19 protein-coding genes and 1 other annotated feature are annotated in these 17874 nt (G+C 43.4%); all 19 genes read left to right on the forward strand.

All coding sequences use genetic code 11. The features are described 5' to 3' along the window. Window position 1 precedes the first annotated feature (1 nt). Window positions 2–1210, forward strand: coding sequence for a cysteine desulfurase NifS (gene nifS, locus A3KS_RS0118540; protein ID WP_026396164.1), 1209 nt, complete (start codon window positions 2–4; stop codon window positions 1208–1210). A 42-nt stretch (window positions 1211–1252) separates the two neighbouring features. Beyond that, window positions 1253–1627 (forward strand): iron-sulfur cluster assembly scaffold protein, encoded by a 375-nt coding sequence (locus A3KS_RS0118545; protein ID WP_026396165.1) that lies wholly within the window; start codon window positions 1253–1255, stop codon window positions 1625–1627. A gap of 134 nt (window positions 1628–1761) precedes the next feature. After that, on the forward strand, window positions 1762–2289 hold the full coding sequence (locus A3KS_RS0118550; protein ID WP_026396166.1) for a PRC-barrel domain-containing protein: 528 nt from the start codon (window positions 1762–1764) through the stop codon (window positions 2287–2289). Further along, window positions 2289–3362: an AI-2E family transporter gene (locus tag A3KS_RS0118555; protein ID WP_035356809.1), complete on the forward strand. Its 1074-nt coding sequence runs from the start codon at window positions 2289–2291 to the stop codon at window positions 3360–3362. Before A3KS_RS0118550 ends, A3KS_RS0118555 begins: the two co-directional genes overlap by 1 nt. Before the next feature lie 44 nt (window positions 3363–3406). Next, window positions 3407–3633: a binding site (T-box leader), on the forward strand. A 91-nt stretch (window positions 3634–3724) separates the two neighbouring features. Further along, a complete protein-coding gene (gene alaS / locus A3KS_RS0118560; protein WP_026396168.1) occupies window positions 3725–6364 on the forward strand; it encodes an alanine--tRNA ligase in 2640 nt (879 codons plus the stop codon). A gap of 97 nt (window positions 6365–6461) precedes the next feature. Continuing rightward, the gene (locus A3KS_RS0118565; RefSeq protein WP_014355374.1) at window positions 6462–6728 is read left to right on the forward strand and encodes an IreB family regulatory phosphoprotein; all 267 of its coding nucleotides are present in this window, start codon (window positions 6462–6464) and stop codon (window positions 6726–6728) included. Between the two features lie 114 nt (window positions 6729–6842). Continuing rightward, on the forward strand, window positions 6843–7787 hold the full coding sequence (locus A3KS_RS0118570; RefSeq protein ID WP_026396170.1) for an aldo/keto reductase: 945 nt from the start codon (window positions 6843–6845) through the stop codon (window positions 7785–7787). Between the two features lie 30 nt (window positions 7788–7817). Next, window positions 7818–8234 (forward strand): Holliday junction resolvase RuvX, encoded by a 417-nt coding sequence (gene ruvX / locus A3KS_RS0118575; protein WP_026396171.1) that lies wholly within the window; start codon window positions 7818–7820, stop codon window positions 8232–8234. 85 nt (window positions 8235–8319) lie between these two features. Then, window positions 8320–8607 (forward strand): DUF1292 domain-containing protein, encoded by a 288-nt coding sequence (locus A3KS_RS0118580; protein ID WP_026396172.1) that lies wholly within the window; start codon window positions 8320–8322, stop codon window positions 8605–8607. After that, on the forward strand, window positions 8582–9298 hold the full coding sequence (gene sfsA, locus A3KS_RS0118585) for a DNA/RNA nuclease SfsA (protein WP_051355999.1): 717 nt from the start codon (window positions 8582–8584) through the stop codon (window positions 9296–9298). Before A3KS_RS0118580 ends, sfsA begins: the two co-directional genes overlap by 26 nt. A gap of 5 nt (window positions 9299–9303) precedes the next feature. Continuing rightward, entirely contained in the window at window positions 9304–9762 is a 459-nt protein-coding gene (locus A3KS_RS0118590; protein ID WP_026396174.1) for a Fur family transcriptional regulator, read from the forward strand. 34 nt (window positions 9763–9796) lie between these two features. Continuing rightward, window positions 9797–11494 (forward strand): ribonuclease J, encoded by a 1698-nt coding sequence (locus tag A3KS_RS0118595; protein ID WP_338001159.1) that lies wholly within the window; start codon window positions 9797–9799, stop codon window positions 11492–11494. A gap of 73 nt (window positions 11495–11567) precedes the next feature. After that, window positions 11568–11936: a YlbF/YmcA family competence regulator gene (locus tag A3KS_RS0118600; RefSeq protein WP_026396176.1), complete on the forward strand. Its 369-nt coding sequence runs from the start codon at window positions 11568–11570 to the stop codon at window positions 11934–11936. A 103-nt stretch (window positions 11937–12039) separates the two neighbouring features. Continuing rightward, window positions 12040–13122: an endolytic transglycosylase MltG gene (mltG, locus tag A3KS_RS0118605; protein ID WP_026396177.1), complete on the forward strand. Its 1083-nt coding sequence runs from the start codon at window positions 12040–12042 to the stop codon at window positions 13120–13122. 74 nt (window positions 13123–13196) lie between these two features. Next, on the forward strand, window positions 13197–13847 hold the full coding sequence (locus A3KS_RS0118610; RefSeq protein ID WP_026396178.1) for an O-methyltransferase: 651 nt from the start codon (window positions 13197–13199) through the stop codon (window positions 13845–13847). A 64-nt stretch (window positions 13848–13911) separates the two neighbouring features. Beyond that, window positions 13912–15141 carry a peptidase U32 family protein gene (locus A3KS_RS0118615; protein ID WP_026396179.1) on the forward strand — a complete coding sequence of 410 codons (1230 nt, stop codon included), beginning with the start codon at window positions 13912–13914 and terminating at the stop codon, window positions 15139–15141. Window positions 15142–15399: 258 nt separating this feature from the next. Continuing rightward, window positions 15400–16764, forward strand: coding sequence for a cation:proton antiporter (locus tag A3KS_RS0118620; protein ID WP_026396180.1), 1365 nt, complete (start codon window positions 15400–15402; stop codon window positions 16762–16764). Window positions 16765–16943: 179 nt separating this feature from the next. Then, window positions 16944–17348, forward strand: a complete 405-nt coding sequence (locus tag A3KS_RS0118625) for a hypothetical protein (protein ID WP_026396181.1) — start codon at window positions 16944–16946, stop codon at window positions 17346–17348. Between the two features lie 215 nt (window positions 17349–17563). Beyond that, on the forward strand, window positions 17564–17874 hold a 311-nt coding region (locus A3KS_RS22015; protein ID WP_035356812.1), incomplete at its 3' end, for a response regulator.

Raw genomic sequence — 17874 nt, forward strand, 5'->3', positions numbered from 1 at the left:
TATGAGACGAATATATTTAGATCACGCTGCAACAACTCCAGTTGATCCGGCGGTTGTGGAAACCATGCTTCCTTTTTTCACCGAACACTTTGGTAACCCTTCTTCCGTATACACTGAAGGTAGAGGGGTTAAGAAAAGTATTGAGGCGGCCCGGCTCCAGATTGCCAAAGCGATCAATGCCGACCCCCGGGAAATTTATTTTACCGGAAGCGGGTCAGAAGCCGATAATTGGGCCATAAAAGGCATTGCCATGAAAAATCAGGCCAAAGGAAAACACATCATCACCACAACCATTGAGCATCATGCGGTTCTTCATACCTGTGAATATCTGGAAAAACAGGGTTTTGAAGTAACCTACCTGCCGGTTGACGAAAATGGGCTGATCTCATTGGATGATTTACGCAATGCCATCAGAACAGACACCATTCTCGTCACCATCATGTTTGCCAACAATGAAATTGGAACGGTCGAACCGATTAAAGAAATCGGTGAAATTGTTAAGGAAAAAGGAATTATTTTCCATACCGATGCCGTCCAGGCGTTGGGCAACATCCCGGTTGACGTCAAGGACTTAAACGTCGATTTACTATCAATATCAGCTCATAAAATTTACGGTCCTAAAGGGATTGGTGCTCTTTTCATCAGAAAAGGAGTGCCCATTGATAATTTAATCCATGGCGGTGCCCAGGAACGAAAAAAACGGGCTGGAACTGAGAATACGGCAGAAATTGTGGCCTTTGGAAAAGCAGCCGAAATGGCAACTGAGCAGCTTGAAGAAAATGCTGCCCATATGAAAAAATTGAGAGACCTCCTGATTAAAGGGGTCATGGATAATATTCCTCAGGTTCGTCTCAACGGACACCCGGAAAAACGCCTGCCTGGGAACGCTAATTTCTGTTTTGATTACATCGAAGGGGAATCAATCCTGCTCAGTTTGGACATTATCGGTGTGGCCGGCTCCAGCGGGTCAGCCTGTACATCGGGTTCTCTGGACCCATCCCACGTACTGTTGGCCATTGGTTTGCCGGCGGGGGTAGCTCATGGCTCGCTGCGACTGACAATTGGAAAGCACACAACGGTTGAAGATATCAACTATGTGGTCGACAATCTGATCCAGATTATTGAACGCTTGCGGAAAATGTCCCCAATTAACGCCGATTGTCCGATTGATGATGCTGTTTTTGATAAAGCCGAGCATCACCATCATTAAGAATAAAATCCAGATCAAAATAAATACTAAGGAGAAAATAAAATGGAATATACAGATGTAGTAATGGAGAACTTTACCTGTCCCAAACATGTGGGCGAGATTGAAGGCGCAAATGGTGTTGGTCAGGTTGGTAGCCCGGCTTGTGGCGATATCATGAAAATCTTCCTGAAAATTAACGATGATGGCATCATTGAAGATGCATCCTTTAAAACCTTTGGATGCGGCGCAGCAGTAGCTAGCAGCAGTATGGCAACCGATATGATCATCGGCAAGAGCATTGAAGAAGCCGGAAAATTTAAAAACTCGGATGTGGTTGATGCTTTGGGCGGATTGCCAGCCGAAAAAATTCATTGTTCAGTGTTGGCAGCTGAGGCCATTCAAGCCGCCATTGAAGACTATCAAAAAAATAAAGCATAATAAATTCCTGAAGACGTCGTTTCTATTAACTTGAGACGGCGTCTTTTTTGATGAAAGAAATATAAAATCCAAGTTGCCATAAAAAAAATAATAGGGTAAGATAAGCATATGACAAAAAACGAAAGGAGCATGGAATGAAAGCGAACATTTTACTCAATGTGGAAGTTGTTTCTCAAAAAAACGGGCGACGACATGGGTTGGTCAAGAGTCTGGTGGTTGTCGACCATGTGGTCAAGTATCTGGTCATCAATCCTGGTGGAATTTTTTCGCAAGCTCAATTTTTCAAACCTGAAAATATTGTAGATGTTAATTATAAACGCCTGGTAATCGAAAATGAAAAAGTGATCATTAAAGCCAAAGGGAAAAAAGTAAAAACTTATCTGGATGAGGCATTCCCGCTAATGGATTATCCGGTGGTCGATAAAAACGAGGAGGCTTTTGGCCATGTGGTCAATGCGACCATTGAAGAGGGAACATTTGCCATCACCGAATACGAAATCTCCCGCAGTTTCTTTGATGATATCGACCATGGCTTTGCAATTATTCCGGCCACCGACCTGGTCTACAAGGAACAAGTGCTTTACTATGAAAAAGAAATGTTTGATCTCGGGTTTAAAAAACAGGGAACCGGCATCGCCAATAAATTACTGGGGGTAAGATAATGGGAGAATCATCCAATAAAAAGCGCTTGCTATTTCTTAACCTTATCGTCGTTGCTGTCATTGGCGCGCTCTGTTTTTTTGTCTGGCCAACTCTGGCAGGGATGTTTGCACCATTCTTTTTTGCAATCGTGCTGGCTTATCTGCTTAATCCGCTGGTCAGGAATTTTGAGAATAAAGGGTTAAATCGGGGCGCCGCCGTTCTGATTGTATTCTTTGCCGTGCTGGCATTGGTGATTGGGGCTTTTATGAGCTTTATTCCCAGTCTTATTACCAATATTGCCAGCATGATTAAGAGTATTCCAACCTTTGTGACCCAAATGCAGACCTATATCACAAACTTGTCTGACTATATTTCAAATTTTACCGGATATGATATTACCCAGTACTTTAATTTGGAACAGATTCTGGGCAATGTGCTGCAGGGTTTTGCAACGGCGCTTCAGGGGATTTCGAATGCGATTCTGCAAAACAGTGGTCAATTGATGAATATCATCATCGTGCCATTGGTGACAATCTTTCTGCTGATGGACAAGGAGTTCTTTATTAAGGGCATTATGTATCTGGTACCATTGCAATACCGCAACAGCATGCTTAAAATGTGTTGTGACATCGATCTGGTCATTGGTGGTTTTATCAAGGGTCAAGGCCTGACCTCACTCATCGCCGGGATTGCAACGGGGATTGGAGCCTTCGCGCTGGGCTTGCCTTATGCAAGTATTATCGGTGTGATTGCCGGGGTTACCACGATGGTTCCCTATTTTGGGCCAGCGGTGGGTACCATTGTGATTGTGTTATTGGTAGTGTTCACCAATCCGATGATGATTATTCCGATGTTGATTGTGATCGGGGTAGTTCAGGTGGTCTGTGGTAATTTTCTGGCACCAGCACTGATGTCCGGAAACGTCGGACTCCACCCGGTGTTTATTATCTTCTCGATCTTCTTTTTTGGGGCCATGTTCGGGGGCGTCGGGATGATTATGGCAGTGCCCATGGCGGGAACCATTAAGGTAGTAGCCGGATATATTATTTCCTTGTTTGCGTCAAAGGATGTCACCGATCTAAAAAAGGATTGACATTTAAATATGGAATTAATATAATCATCCTTACAGGTTAATATTTAAATGCATCGAGAACGAAGGCTCTAAAAATAACGATTACAGAGAGAGAGACGCGGTTGAAAGTCTTTTATGGTTAGTTTAGAGTTGCCCCGTTTGAGCAGCTGGGAAGAAAGTCAGAATGGAATGTTCAACGAGTATTTCCAGTCGGGAAACCGTTATTGATAAAGTGAGTTGCCAATTATTTGCAGCTAATTTGGGTGGTACCGCGGATTAAACCGTCCCTTGCAGACTTGCAGGGGATTTTTTGTTTTTGTAACAAGCCGGAAAGTAATCATTGCTTTTCAATTAGAAAATCAAAATTTGAATGAGGAGAAAAAATGAAACCATTAGGATTAAATGAAATCAGAGAAAAATATCTGGCATTTTTTGAAGAAAAAGGACATTTGCGATTAAATAGTTTTCCATTGGTGCCAATTAATGACAAGAGTCTGTTACTGATCAACTCAGGGATGGCACCGCTGAAACCCTATTTTACCGGAGATGAAATACCGCCCCGAAATCGGGTGACAACCTGTCAGAAATGTATTCGCACCCCGGATATTGAAAACGTTGGTAAAACAGCCAGACATGGGACCTTTTTCGAAATGCTGGGAAATTTTTCCTTTGGCGATTATTTCAAAAAAGAAGCGATTCCCTGGGCCTGGGAATTCTGCACTGAGGTGATGGAAATACCAGAAGACAAAATCTGGATCACTATTTATCTGGATGATGACGAAGCCTTTAAAATCTGGAATGAAGACGTCGGAATTCCCAAAGAAAAAATTGTCCGGTTGGGAAAAGAGGATAATTTCTGGGAGCACGGCCTGGGACCCTGCGGCCCTTGTTCTGAGCTTTATTTTGACCGCGGCGAAGAATATGGTTGTGACAGCCCCACCTGTGGTGTCGGCTGTGATTGCGACCGTTATGTCGAATTCTGGAACCTGGTTTTCACCCAGTTTGATAAAGATGAAGCTGGCAACTATAATCCGCTACCAAAACCAAATATTGATACCGGGATGGGTCTGGAGCGTCTGGCCGTGGTGATGCAGGGTGTGGGAACCATTTTTGAAATTGATACGGTTGGCCATGTCCTCAATTATATCTGTAAAAAAGCGGGCGTAAACTATGGCGATGATCCCCAGGATGATATTTCGATCCGGGTCATTACCGATCATATCCGCAGTGTCACCTTTATGATTGCTGATGGCGTCATGCCAGGAAATGAGGGACGCGGCTATGTATTGCGGCGACTGCTCCGCCGGGCTGTCCGTCACGGGAAATTATTGGGAATTAAGGATCTTTTCCTTTATGATGTGGCCAAAGAGGCAATTCGGGTTTCTGAAGGGGCATATCCTGAGCTGCGTGAAAAGCAGGATTTTATTCAAAAGCTGATTCGTATTGAAGAAGAACGCTTTAAAGAAACCATCGATCAAGGTCTGGCGTTGTTAAACAAAGAACTCGATAAAATTATCGAAATGGAAGAAACGGTATTCCCTGGTGGTGGCGCCTTTAAACTTTACGATACCTATGGTTTTCCCTATGATCTGACCAAGGAAATTGTCGAAGAACGGGGCCTTACTATTATTGCTGAAGAATTTGAAAAAGAAATGGAGGCCCAACGGGAACGGGCCCGCCAGGATCGTCTCAATAGCGATTTAGCAGTATGGGCCGATGATCCCTTTAATCCTCTGGGTCCGGATGCAGTCAATGCCTTTGTGGGTTATGACAACCTGGAAACAGAAGGCACCATCATCGGGCTTTATGTCAATGAAACCCTGGTGGACGAAGCCAAAGCTGGGGATGAGGTGCTGGTACTTCTGGATCAGACTTCGTTCTATGCTGAGAGCGGGGGTCAAACCGGCGATCACGGCGTTATTCAAAAAGGTGATGGCTTGATTGAAATCAGGGATTGCAAAAAAGGCAGCCTGAGCCGACATATTCATTCGGGTATCGTTAAGTCAGGAACCTTTAAAGTCGGGGAAAGCGTGATTACCGAAGTCGACAAAGACTTGCGCGATGCGGTCCAACGGAACCATACCTCGACCCATTTGCTGCAAAAAGCCCTGAAACAAGTTTTAGGTGACCATGTCGAACAGGCCGGATCATTTGTCTCGCCGGACCGGTTACGTTTTGACTTCAACCATTTCCAGGCGATGACCCGGGATGAGAAACGTCAGGTTGAGGATATTGTCAATGCAGCGATCCTGGCTGCCTATGATGTGTCTATTTTTGAAACCAATATCGATAAGGCCAAAGAACTGGGAGCAACAGCTCTATTTGGGGAGAAATACGGCGAAATCGTCCGGGTAGTCAAAGTTGGCGACTTCAGCACCGAGCTTTGTGGCGGCTGTCATATCAGTAATTCAGCCAAGGTTGGGATGTTTAAAATCATCAGTGAAGGCGGCGTTGCGGCCGGGGTCCGGCGGATTGAAGCCGCAACCGGTTTTAATGCCTGGCATCTGGTCGAAAAAATGGATGATACGCTCATTGAGGTCTCCAATCTGATGAAAACAAATCCCGATCAATTACTTGAAAAGGTAACAGAATTGACGGAAATCAACAAACAGAAAGAACGCACCATTGCTGAACTGAAACAGAAATCAGCCGGTAATGCGATTATGGACATCCACCAGAAAATGATCGTCATCAGTGGCGTTCAGGTTACCATCGCGGAAGTAGAAAAAATGCCGATGGAAGAGCTGCGAACGATTGGCGACTTACTAAAAGACCGGATGGGCTCTGGGGTGGTACTGCTGGGCAGTGCTCTGGATGGCAAGGTTAACTTTGTTGCAACTGCAACTCCGGATATTGTCAAACGCGGCTTCCATGCCGGCAAAGTCATTAAAGAAGTGGCGACAGTAGCTGGCGGAGGTGGCGGCGGACGTCCGGATATGGCGCAAGCTGGGGGGAAACTTCCAGAAAAACTGGCAGAATCTCTTGTAAAGGGAGAGGCATGCATTCGCGAGCAATTGAACTAATTTGTTAAGAAAAAGAAAAATTACGTCATATGACTTGTCTTTTCTTTTGCTTTGGGTTAAAATGATATAAATTGATTGTGAAGGAGGTCAGATGACAATGGGAGAAAATACGGTGATTGATCGAGGAACCATTATGTTTGAGGTCGATAGCGAAAAGTCTCAGAAGATCGACGAAGTGATGCGAAATGTACATAAGGCTCTAGTTGAAAAAGGGTATAACCCCGTCAATCAAATTGTAGGTTATGTCATGTCAGGAGATCCGACCTATATCACAAGTCACAGAGAAGCGCGAAATGCCATACAGAAAATTGAACGGGATGAGTTACTCGAAGAACTTGTTCGACGTTACTTAAAAAGTATTTAGTAGGCTGATAAATTGGGGCTGTCTCAACCGAGGCAGTCCTATTTTAGTTCGGCAAGGCGATTGTGAGCGAAGACTCATGGACTATTTTGTTTGTGGTTAGGAAACGATTTTAAGATGAAAATCAATACACTGGGCAATACCGGTATCAAGGTATCCCGAATGTGCTTTGGCAGTTTGACGATTGGACCGCTCCAAAAAAACAAAACCCTTTTGGAAAGTCGGGAAATCATCGCGGCAGCTCTGGATTGCGGGGTTGATTTTTTTGATACGGCGGATCTGTATAACAATTACGATCATCTGCGGGCGGCGATCCAGATGCAGCAGGATGTGGTGATTGCCACAAAATCCTATGATTATACAGCAGCGGGAGTCCGCAGTAGTTTAAATCGGGCGCTGACTGAACTGGGCCGGGATTATGTGGATCTTTACCTGCTCCATGAGCAGGAAAGCCGGAAAACCATTGAAGGACATTGGGAAGCCATTGCGGCTCTAATTGCTGAAAAGCAAGCCGGAAAAGTAAGAGCCATTGGCATTTCCACCCATCGGGTCGAAGGGGTTTATGGAGCGAATCTTTTTTCTGAGCTGGATGTGATTCATCCGCTGATCAATTTAACGGGAATCGGCATTGAAGATGGAACTGCCCAGGAAATGGCGGCCGCCATCCATGAGGCCAAAAAACTGGGGAAGGGCATTTATGCCATGAAGCCTTTAGGCGGCGGTAATCTGCTGTCCCGGAAACAGGCCAGCTTTGAGTATATTTTGAATAACGCCGATCTGGATGCCATTGCGATTGGGGTTCAATCGGTTAATGAAGTGCGGTATAATGCTAAAAAATTCAATGGCGAAGCGATTCCCGAAGATTTGGAGAGAGCTGTTTCCAGTGCCTCCAAAACACTGCATATCAGTGACTGGTGCAGCGGTTGCGGGGAATGCGTGCGCCGCTGCAACCAGCAGGCCCTGGCCTTAGTCGACGGGAAAGCGCAAGTTGATGAAAACAAATGTGTGCTCTGCTGCTATTGCAGCACTGCCTGTCAAGACTTTTGCATCAAAGTGATTTAACACAGCCATAACAAATAGATGGGATAATGAATGGAAAGAATTTTAGGAATTGATGTTGGCGACAAACGGATTGGCGTTGCTGTAACGGACCCGTTACAGATTACCGCCCAGGGTGTTATGACCCTCAAACGAAAAACCCGAGACGACGATTTAGAAGCATTTCGGGAGCTCATTGCAAAATATGAGATTAAAAAAGTGGTAGCTGGTCTGCCTTTGAACATGGACGGTTCAGAATCCGCTCAGACCCGAAAAACAGTGAACTTTTGTCAGTTTATCAAGAAACGGCTGGATATCGAAATCATCTATATTGATGAGCGATTGACCTCAGCCTGGTCTGAAAAAGTTCTGATTGAAGGAAATGTTTCCCGGGAGAACCGCAAAGATTATATTGATATGCTGGCAGCCCAGATTATTCTCCAGTCTTATATGGATCGGGCTGTTAAATAATTCATAAATAATGAATTCTTTAAGTATGAAAAGGTATAATTACAAGATTATGAGCGAAAAAAATAAAATTGAAAGAGAAGTTGATATGGAAGAAAAAATAATTTTAGAAGATGAAAATGGCGTTGCAAGAGAGTTTGATTTAGAAGTTTCGTTTCCACTGGGTGAAAAGACTTATGTGCTTTTAACAGAAGGCGAAGAAAGTGACGATGTGTTTGCTTTCTTTATCGATGAAGATGAAGATGGTGAAATTCTGGTACCGGTTGAGGATGAAGCAGAATTTGCTTTAATTGAAGCAGAATATGACCGCATCATGGACGAAGAATATGAAGATTTAGAGGAAGACGAAGATGACGATGAAGGTGAAGTTGAGTAAATACCCCCTTGTTAACGGGATATTTATCAGCCGACCCAATCGCTTCATTGCCAAGGTAATGATTAACCAGGAAGAGATAGCTGCTCATGTGCCCAATACCGGTCGCATGAGTGAGCTTCTTGTTTCAGGTGTTCGGGCCATTCTGGCATGGAATCCGGGGCCACATCGAAAAACAGATTATACGCTGCTGCTGGTTGAAAAAGACGGGCATTGGGTATCGGTCAATTCGATGTTGGCTAACCAGATTGCTTACGAATTTTTAAAAGCTCAAGCGGACGTTTCAGAACTCAAACAAGAAGTAACCTATGGCAACAGTCGTTTTGACCTTGCCTGTTTACGAGGCAGTCATTACGCCTATTATGAGGTGAAAAGTGTCAACCTGGTCGTGAATGAGATTGCCATGTTTCCGGATGCACCAACGGAGCGCGGGGCTAAACATCTTGCTGAATTGATCAGGGCTCACCAGGAGGGTTACCATACTGGGGTTATTTTTGTTGTGCAACGCAATGATGCAAAATCGTTTCAGCCGAATCAAATAATGGATCCAAAATTTTCACGTTTATTGGGTCAATGTCATAGTCTGGGAATAGAGATCCGTGCGCTTTCCTGTGATATTGATGGAGTAAACATAGAAATTATCAGCGAGTTGCCTGTAACTGTTTTATCAGAAGAGACTGTAAAAGAGGTGTGACAACCATGAATAACAAAAAACAAATTGTGGATGCACTCAGAAAAAGAGGGAACAAAGTAACCCCTCAACGTCTGGTTACCATTGAGGTTCTGATGACCTTCAGGGAGCAGCACTTTAGTGTTGAGGAATTATTCCAGGGTGTTAAACAGCGTAATCCTGATGTGGGAATGTCAACCATTTATCGAACGGTGCAAATATTAGAAGAAATGGGACTCATTACCAAACGTAATTTTGATGATGGCTTTGCTCGGTACGAACTCTGCGAGTTGGATGAAAAACACTGGCATCATCACTTGATCTGCTTAAAATGCGGAAAGGTTATCGAAATGCAAGACGATTTCCTGGAAGCTCTCGAAAAAGAAATAGAAGAAAAGAAGGATTTTATAATAATCAATCACGAACTTAAAGTGTACGGATATTGTTCGGATTGTTATGCAATAACGAAAGGAGATAAATTTGACTGAAAATAAAAACATAATAGCAACGGGAACCCAACGATTGGAGGGCCGTTCACGATCGCGTCGAAAACCTCAGGTTCAGAAGAACAAAGACAAGCTGAGATTAATTCCATTGGGAGGTCTGGGTGAAATCGGGAAAAACCTGAACGTTTTCGAATACAAGGACGATATTATCCTTGTGGACTGCGGCCTGAAGTTTCCGGATGATGACATGTTCGGAATCGATATTGTTCTGCCGGATTTTAATTATATTCTGGAGAACCAGGACAAGGTCAAAGGCGTTGTCATTACCCATGGCCACGAAGATCATATTGGGGGGCTTGTTTATCTGCTAAAAAAGATAAACTTACCCATTTATGCAACGAAATTTACCATGGGTCTGATTGATAAAAAGCTGAAAGAACATGGTTTATTAACCAAAACCACCCGGATTATCGTAAAGCCTAAAGAACGGATTGATATTGGCGAGTTTAATGTAGAGTTTATTCGCGTTAATCACAGTATTGCTGATGCTGTGGGACTGTGTATCAAATGTGCGGCAGCGACCGTTGTTCACACCGGCGATTTTAAAATAGACTATCATCCCATTGGCGGCGAAGTAATCGACTTGCAGCGATTTGCAAAAATTGGGTCACAGGGTGTGGATCTGCTGATGTCAGACAGTACCAATGTTGAAGGGGCTGGATTTACCCCGTCGGAAAGTACCGTGGGACCAACCTTATATAATTTGTTTCGAGGGGCTAAAGGGAGAATTATCGTAACCACCTTTGCTTCCAATGTTCATCGGCTTCAACAGGCTATCGATGCCGCAGTTGAATATAACCGAAAGGTTATTATCTGTGGACGAAGCATGGAAAATGTCAGTGAAGTGGCGATGGACCTGGGTTACCTGAAAGTACCGGCCAATGTACTGGTCCAATTAAAAGACATTAAAAATTACAAAGATAAAGAATTGGTTATCATCACTACCGGTAGCCAGGGTGAACCGATGGCGGCATTGGGACGAATGGCATTGGGTGAGCACCGTCATCTGACCATTAAAAAAGAAGATATGGTTATCATTTCCGCATCTCCAGTACCGGGAAATGAAAAAATGGTTTCCGAAGTCATCAACAAACTGGTGGAACTGGGATCTGATGTTATTTATGGACGTTTTGCCGAAATTCATGTTTCTGGTCATGCCCGACAGGAAGAACTGAAACTGATGATCACGCTGGTTAAACCTAAGCATTTCCTGCCTGTTCATGGTGAGAGTCGGATGTTGATGCAGCATGCGGAGCTGGCCCAAACAGTGGGAATGAATAAAGACAGAACCTTTATTGCCGAAAATGGAAATATTCTGGAAATCGATAAACGCAGTGTTCAGGTTGTCGGTAAAACCCAGGCCGAACCGGTTCTGGTTGATGGACTGGGTGTTGGCGATATCGGTAACATCGTTCTGAATGACCGTAAGCGCTTGTCGGAAGATGGTCTTTTCATTGTGGTTTGTACCATGCATAAAGGCAAGGCGATCTCAGGACCGGATATTATCTCCCGGGGATTTGTATATGTGAGGGAATCAGAAGAACTCATTAATAACGCCCGGGAAGAGGTAAAGAAAGCCTTGATATCTTGTGAAGAAAAGGGTATTATAGACTGGAATTCCATCAAAAATGTAATCCGCGAAAGCTTATTTAAATACCTCTATGAAAAAACACAGCGAAAACCGATGATACTGCCCATCTTGATGGAAGTATAAATTAAACCAGGCGATTGTTTAAGACAAATAGCGTTAGCAGTTGCCAGTAAAATTCTAAAACTAGGAGTAAGGCATGAACGTATATGATGAAGCCAATAATTTGGCACGAGCACTGAAAGAATCCACCGAATACAAGAATTTTTTAGCCGCTAAAGAAAAACTGGAGCAAGATCCCGAAAAGTATGAAATGGCCAAGGACTATATGCGTAAGCAAATGGAAATTCAGTCGTTTCAAATGCTGGGAAATGAGCTGACAGAAGACCAGATTACTTCTTATAATGCCATTGCGAACACGATTATGGGGATTCCCGAAATCGCCGAGTTTTTCCAGGCGCAAATGTATTTTTCAGTCGTTTTTCAGGATATAACCGACATTATGGCAAAAGCAGTCGATTTGGATATGGGTCTGTTTGATTCAGAAGAAGAAGGCTGTGGCGCGTAAACAACCATTAGAATAAAAATAATTCAAAAAGAATATAGGTGCCCACCTCAATCGCGGTCCTATATTCTTTTTATGGTTTAAGAAATGAAAGGAGGGTGAAAGAATGAGTAACGGAACAAATCAAACCAGACTGTCACCCCGAAAAAAGCCGGGAAAACTTATTGCAATTATTCTTTTATTATTAGTCGTATTTGGCGCAACTGGTGTGTTCAGCTTCAACTATTTTATCGGTCAAATGCTGGAACCAGTAGGAGATGGGGACCTTGTCTATGTGCAGATTGAAGAAGGCGCAGTCATCAGCGATGTAGCAGAGCTATTGGCAGAAAATGGCCTGATCCGAGATGCTTTTGCCTTTGAGATGTTGGCTAAAAAAGAGAGTACTGCCAACCAGATCCAGTCCGGCTACTATGCTTTCAGTCCGACCGAATCCGCCCAGCAGATTCTGGACCGTCTGGTCAGCGGTGATGTGGCAGATGCCACGGTTACCATACCAGAGGGACGTAATATTTCAGAATTTGCCGAAATTCTGGAAGAAAAAAATGTTTGTGATGCCGAAGCGTTTATCGAAGAAACAAAAAAAGTAGCCGAATATCAGAAAAGCTATCCGATTTTAAGCAGTATTCCTCTGACTGAAAAAGACGGGGTCAACCGAACCCTGGAGGGCTACCTTTTTCCCGATACCTACAGTTTTTCACCAGGGGTTGAGCCATCAGAAGTAGTAACCGCGATGCTGGACCGTTTTGTGGAGGTCTATGATCAGGAGCTGCAAAAACGAACTAAAGATAAGGGCAAGACGGTGGATGAGATCGTCATTATGGCTTCCATTGTGGAATTGGAAACCAAATTGGTTGAAGATAAGGCCAATGCCGCCAGTGTGTTTTACAATCGGATTGCGGCCAATATGCCGCTACAGTCTGACATTACCGTGGATTATGCCCGCGGCGAAAAAACGGCAGTATTAACAACCGAACAGACTCAATTCCCGTCACCTTATAACACCTATATCAATACCGGACTGCCCTTTGGACCGATTTGTTCCTTCGGGGAAACTTCGTTAGAAGCTGCCTTATATCCGGCCGAAACCAAATATCTATATTTTGTGGCCGATATGAGCTCGGGAAAAATCTATTTCAACGAAACCTATGAAGAACACCTGGAAGATGTTGAAAAATATATGGGCAACTGATTAAGACGAACTGAAATGTAAGTTAGGCCCCTGTAAAAAAGGGGCCACCAATAAAAAAGAATGAAGGCCAGACTGTGAGCGAAATTGTACAAGATTACATTGAGGATTATATCAGAGGGTTAATCCCGGCTGATCGTCCCCAAATAGAAGCATTCAGAAAAAGAGCGCTGAACGATGAGATCCCGATCATTCATAAAGAAGTTCAAAAACACATCGAATTATTGATCGCGGCCAATAAAATCCGGACTATTCTGGAAGTTGGTACAGCGGTGGGATTTTCGGCGTCGATTTTTGCCGAAGCCATGGGTCCCACAGGGCATGTGGATACCATTGAACGAAATTTAAACATGGTGGTTCAGGCCGATGAGAACATCACCAGTTTGGGACTTAACCATCAGATTAACCTGATGGTCGGGGATGCTCAGGAAAAACTGGCTGAACTGAATAAAACTTATGATATGATTTTTTTAGATGGGGCTAAAGGCCATTATATTCACTTGCTTGACGATTGCCTGAGGTGTTTAAAACCGGGTGGACTATTGATTTCCGATAATGTGTTGTTCAAAGGCATGATTGCCACCAATGATTTGGTCATCCGCCGGAAAATAACCATTGTTAAACGGATGCGGGTGTATCTGGAAACCATCGCCAACCATCCCCAATTGATTACCAGTATTTTGCCATTAGGTGATGGGCTGGCACTTAGTTGGAAAAAAGATAATTAATCAGGTAAGGGTGTATTATTAATAGGAAGAGAATTGAAGCGAGAGTTGTAGAACGGAGAAAGAAATGAAAAAACCGGAACTATTAGCACCGGCTGGAAATTTTGAAAAATTACGGTATGCCTTGCATTATGGCGCCGATGCGGTCTATTGTGCTGGCAAAAAATTTGGGCTCCGCGCCAAGGCCGACAATTTTGATCTGGCAGATTTAGCCGAGGCGGTTAGATATGTCCATGAACGCGATAAAAAAATTTATGTCACCTTGAACATGATTCCCCACAATGCCGACCTCGAAGGTCTGCCTGAATATGTCAGCGAACTTAAAGACCTGGGAATTGACGGTGTTATTGTAGCCGATCCCGGGGTTTTTTCTGTGGTCCGGGAAGTAGCCCCAGATTTAAAAATATCGGTGAGTACCCAGGCCAATAATACCAATTGGCGAAGTGTGGCATTCTGGCACGCCCAGGGAGCCAAGCGAATTGTGTTAGCCCGGGAACTGGGCCTTAACGAGATTCAGGAAATTCGGGAAAAAGTAGCTCCCGAAATGGAAATTGAAATTTTTGTTCACGGTGCCATGTGTATTTCCTACTCGGGACGCTGCCTGCTAAGTCATTACATGACGGGCAGAAATTCAAATCAGGGTGATTGCGCCCACCCCTGCCGGTGGAAGTATCACCTGATTGAAGAAACCCGACCAGATGAAGCCTTTTCCATCGAAGAGGATGCCACCGGATCCTTTATTTTCAATTCTAAGGATCTCTGCCTGATCGATGAGATCCCGGCCCTGATGGCGGCTGGGGTGGACAGCTTTAAAATCGAAGGACGGATGAAAAGTCTATATTATGTGGCTACCGTCGTATCGGCTTATCGCAGTGCCATTGACTACACCTATGACCATCCCGGGATGACAAAGCTCGACGCGGGCTATTATGATGAGTTGACCAAGGTCAGCCACCGTAATTACACCAAAGGCTTTTTCAGCGGTAAAACAACAGCAGATGATCAAAATTACGGGACCGGCAGTTATACCCGACATTATGATTTTGTGGGTCTGGTTCTGGAATATGACGAAAACTCCGGAATGGCCTTAATTGAGCAGCGCAACAAAGTATCAATAGGCGACGAGATCGAGATTATGATTCCTGGAAAAGGCTTTATCAAGCAAAAAATTGCGATGATGACCGACAAATCCGGAGTGGTAATTGAGTCTACACCCCATCCCAAAATGCTTTATTATCTACAGATGTGCACACCGGTTAAACCGATGGATATAATCAGAAAACAGGATCAAGTTTGATAGAAAAATAACACATAAAACAGACTCTCGTTTACATAAAAAATCGTTTAAAATTATAATGAAATGCCATTGACACATAAATATTAAAGTGCTATAATTCAGAAAGTTTCAAGAGTGTACTAGGTTAACATCAATGAAGGTATCTAGTATCCTCTTGTTATAGACTCGGACGTATCGAAGGTGATAACAAGGTGAGCCTATCTTGTTGTTGCCTTTTTTTTGCGCGAATTTCGTTGCGTAGAATAAGAAGGAGAAAAAATGTATAATTTTGATCAGTTGCTTATACTGTTTAGTGTACTGCTCTTGTTAGTGGTCGTGTTTAGTTTTATTAATGAAAAAACAATAAAACTGCCCTATGAAATAGGTCTGGTTGTTTTTGGCTTTATCTTTGTTGTTATTTATATCATTGGCCGGAACTTGAATCTTGTCCACTTGCCAATGGAGTTTATAAATCTATACCGGGAATTTGACTTCACCGACTTTCTGTTTAAAGGTGTTTTATGCTTTATGCTATTTAGTGGGGCATCGCGGATCGAATTTGGCGATTTTAAAGCAGATAAATTCTTGATTGGCAGCATGGCAGTTATCGGAACCGTGGTATCTACTGTTGTTTATGGTCTGCTTTTTTTCGCTCTGGGCTATCTGATCCATGTCAATATTTCCTTTTTGGAAGCCTGTCTGCTTGGCGCAATCGTAGCTCCGACCGATCCGATTTCGGCCATGAGTATTCTGGCAAAGGCCGGATTACCGAAGCGAATCGGCCTGATTATTGAAGGGGAAGCTTTGTTCAATGACGGTGTTGCCGTGGCTATTTTTGCCACCCTGCTAACAGCCTTAAAACTGTCTGCGAACAGTGTCTCAGTAATAAGTTTTGGATGGGGACTAACCACTGAAATTCTGGGTGCCGTGGCTGTCGGCTTTGTTGTTTCCTTCCTGCTATTTGAAGTCTTCAAACGGTCAAATGACAATTTTATTAAAATATTCACCAGTCTCCTGACTGTGATGCTGGCATATCTGATTTGTGAATACCTAGTTTTCTCCGGACCGATCGCGGCAGTTATTTGCGGACTTTACTATGCCACCGGAATCGCCGGAATGAAGCGTAAAAATCACAAAGGTATGTCTGAGGAATTACACAACTTATTCTATTCCTTCTGGTCAGTGGTGGATAACCTCTTAAATGGGATCTTATTCCTGTTAGTCGGTGTCATATTACTGAATATCAAGAACATCAACACCCTCTCGGTCGGGATGATTTTCGCCATCGCCATCGGATCGATTGTATTTAATACGATTGCTAGAATGGCTGGTGTTTACGCTTCGATGATCTTTAACAGAAACCCACCAAAAGGTAAGGGAATGAGAAACTCTAAATTCATTACCTTTATGACCTGGGCCGGTTTAAAAGGCGGTCTTTGTCTGGCCTTGATTATGGGTACCAGCATCTCTTTGGCGACGCCAACCTATAACCTGTTTTTGGTGGCGACCTATGCCATCGTACTGTTTACAACGGTGGTGCAAGGATTATCAGTAGGGAAGGGTTATATACTCCTTAGCAAAAATAAAGTAATTCTGAACCAAAAAAAGAAAAACTATAAAATAGCCGACAAGCTAGTAAAATAAAAGAAAAATGTTAAGATTGCCGGTAACCCAGCAAAATAAACTGACTTTAGCAATGATTCGATTAGTGTCACAGCACTGTTTTTATGGCCGGAAAGATAACCTCTACTTGTGAATAAAATATGACAGGGTTATAATAAACACAGAGCTTAGAATAAAAAAACACCCAAGTTGGAGGAATCATGAGAATATATATTGCCGCTTCATGGAAGCATCAGCATGCCGTTGAAATGCTGACCGATTTATTGGAAACCCGGGGCCACACCATCCTCTCCTGGATCCGCGAGGGCCGACCGGAAGAAGCTTTTCTTTCGCAAAAGGAACTGACCCATTTTATTGAGTCGGCCGAAGGGGAGCGGGTTTTTGACTTTTGTATCTCATCCGTTACCAGTGCCGATCTGATTATTTACGTCGGGCCATCCGGCTGTGATGCCTGGGCCGAAATTGGTGCGGCTTACGGCTCCAAGATTCCCGTTTTTGGACTGCTGGCCAAAGCCGAACAGGTCGGGCTGATGCGCCATATGATTAAAAACTGGTATCGCTCGATTTCGGAGTTGATGGTAGCCGTAGATGCCATAAAGCAATAAACGACTAAAAATTAACAGCATCAATGATGAGTGCTGGAATTTAAAAATCAAACTGAATGTGTTTCTTTAACGCTATCGTATTAACGGTGGCGTTTTTTTATTGCGGATTAAGAAATAAATACATCTTTAGCGGATTAAATAGCGACATTAAACTGGACAGTTGTTTTATTGTCATGTAAAATGATTTTATAAACCATAAAGAGAAGGTGTCCTGAATGTTTAGTATCGCAATCTGTGATGATCAGCGTGGAATCTGTTCGGAAATTGAAAGTATTATTTTAGAATATAAAAAATCAACCCGGCAGGAAATGCAAATAGAAGTGTTTTATTCGGCTGAAAAACTCGGTATTTATATGGAACATGAACATAATTTTGATTTAATCTTTCTGGATATAGAAATGAAGGGTTTAAATGGTCTTGATCTGGGCCGGAAAATTCGCGAAGAAATGGATAACCAGGTCACCCAGATTGTCTATGTTTCGGGTAAAGATAGCTACTTTAAAGATTTGTTTGAGGTTCGACCAAT

The sequence above is a fragment of the Acetobacterium malicum subsp. dehalogenans DSM 11527 genome, from assembly GCF_000472665.1.
GTDB lineage: Bacteria > Bacillota > Clostridia > Eubacteriales > Eubacteriaceae > Acetobacterium > Acetobacterium malicum.

Bases quoted from the DNA above. Each gene is read 5' to 3' on its own strand.
- A3KS_RS0118590 (WP_026396174.1), top strand. From the start codon at position 9,304: ATGAATAACAAAAAACAAATTGTGGATGCACTCAGAAAAAGAGGGAAC.
- A3KS_RS0118580 (WP_026396172.1), top strand. From the start codon at position 8,320: ATGGAAGAAAAAATAATTTTAGAAGATGAAAATGGCGTTGCAAGAGAG.
- mltG (WP_026396177.1), top strand. From the start codon at position 12,040: ATGAGTAACGGAACAAATCAAACCAGACTGTCACCCCGAAAAAAGCCG.
- A3KS_RS0118565 (WP_014355374.1), top strand. From the start codon at position 6,462: ATGGGAGAAAATACGGTGATTGATCGAGGAACCATTATGTTTGAGGTC.
- alaS (WP_026396168.1), top strand. From the start codon at position 3,725: ATGAAACCATTAGGATTAAATGAAATCAGAGAAAAATATCTGGCATTT.
- A3KS_RS0118550 (WP_026396166.1), top strand. From the start codon at position 1,762: ATGAAAGCGAACATTTTACTCAATGTGGAAGTTGTTTCTCAAAAAAAC.
- A3KS_RS0118555 (WP_035356809.1), top strand. From the start codon at position 2,289: ATGGGAGAATCATCCAATAAAAAGCGCTTGCTATTTCTTAACCTTATC.
- ruvX (WP_026396171.1), top strand. From the start codon at position 7,818: ATGGAAAGAATTTTAGGAATTGATGTTGGCGACAAACGGATTGGCGTT.
- A3KS_RS0118620 (WP_026396180.1), top strand. From the start codon at position 15,400: ATGTATAATTTTGATCAGTTGCTTATACTGTTTAGTGTACTGCTCTTG.
- sfsA (WP_051355999.1), top strand. From the start codon at position 8,582: ATGACGATGAAGGTGAAGTTGAGTAAATACCCCCTTGTTAACGGGATA.
- nifS (WP_026396164.1), top strand. From the start codon at position 2: ATGAGACGAATATATTTAGATCACGCTGCAACAACTCCAGTTGATCCG.
- A3KS_RS0118570 (WP_026396170.1), top strand. From the start codon at position 6,843: ATGAAAATCAATACACTGGGCAATACCGGTATCAAGGTATCCCGAATG.
- A3KS_RS0118615 (WP_026396179.1), top strand. From the start codon at position 13,912: ATGAAAAAACCGGAACTATTAGCACCGGCTGGAAATTTTGAAAAATTA.
- A3KS_RS0118600 (WP_026396176.1), top strand. From the start codon at position 11,568: ATGAACGTATATGATGAAGCCAATAATTTGGCACGAGCACTGAAAGAA.
- A3KS_RS0118625 (WP_026396181.1), top strand. From the start codon at position 16,944: ATGAGAATATATATTGCCGCTTCATGGAAGCATCAGCATGCCGTTGAA.
- A3KS_RS0118545 (WP_026396165.1), top strand. From the start codon at position 1,253: ATGGAATATACAGATGTAGTAATGGAGAACTTTACCTGTCCCAAACAT.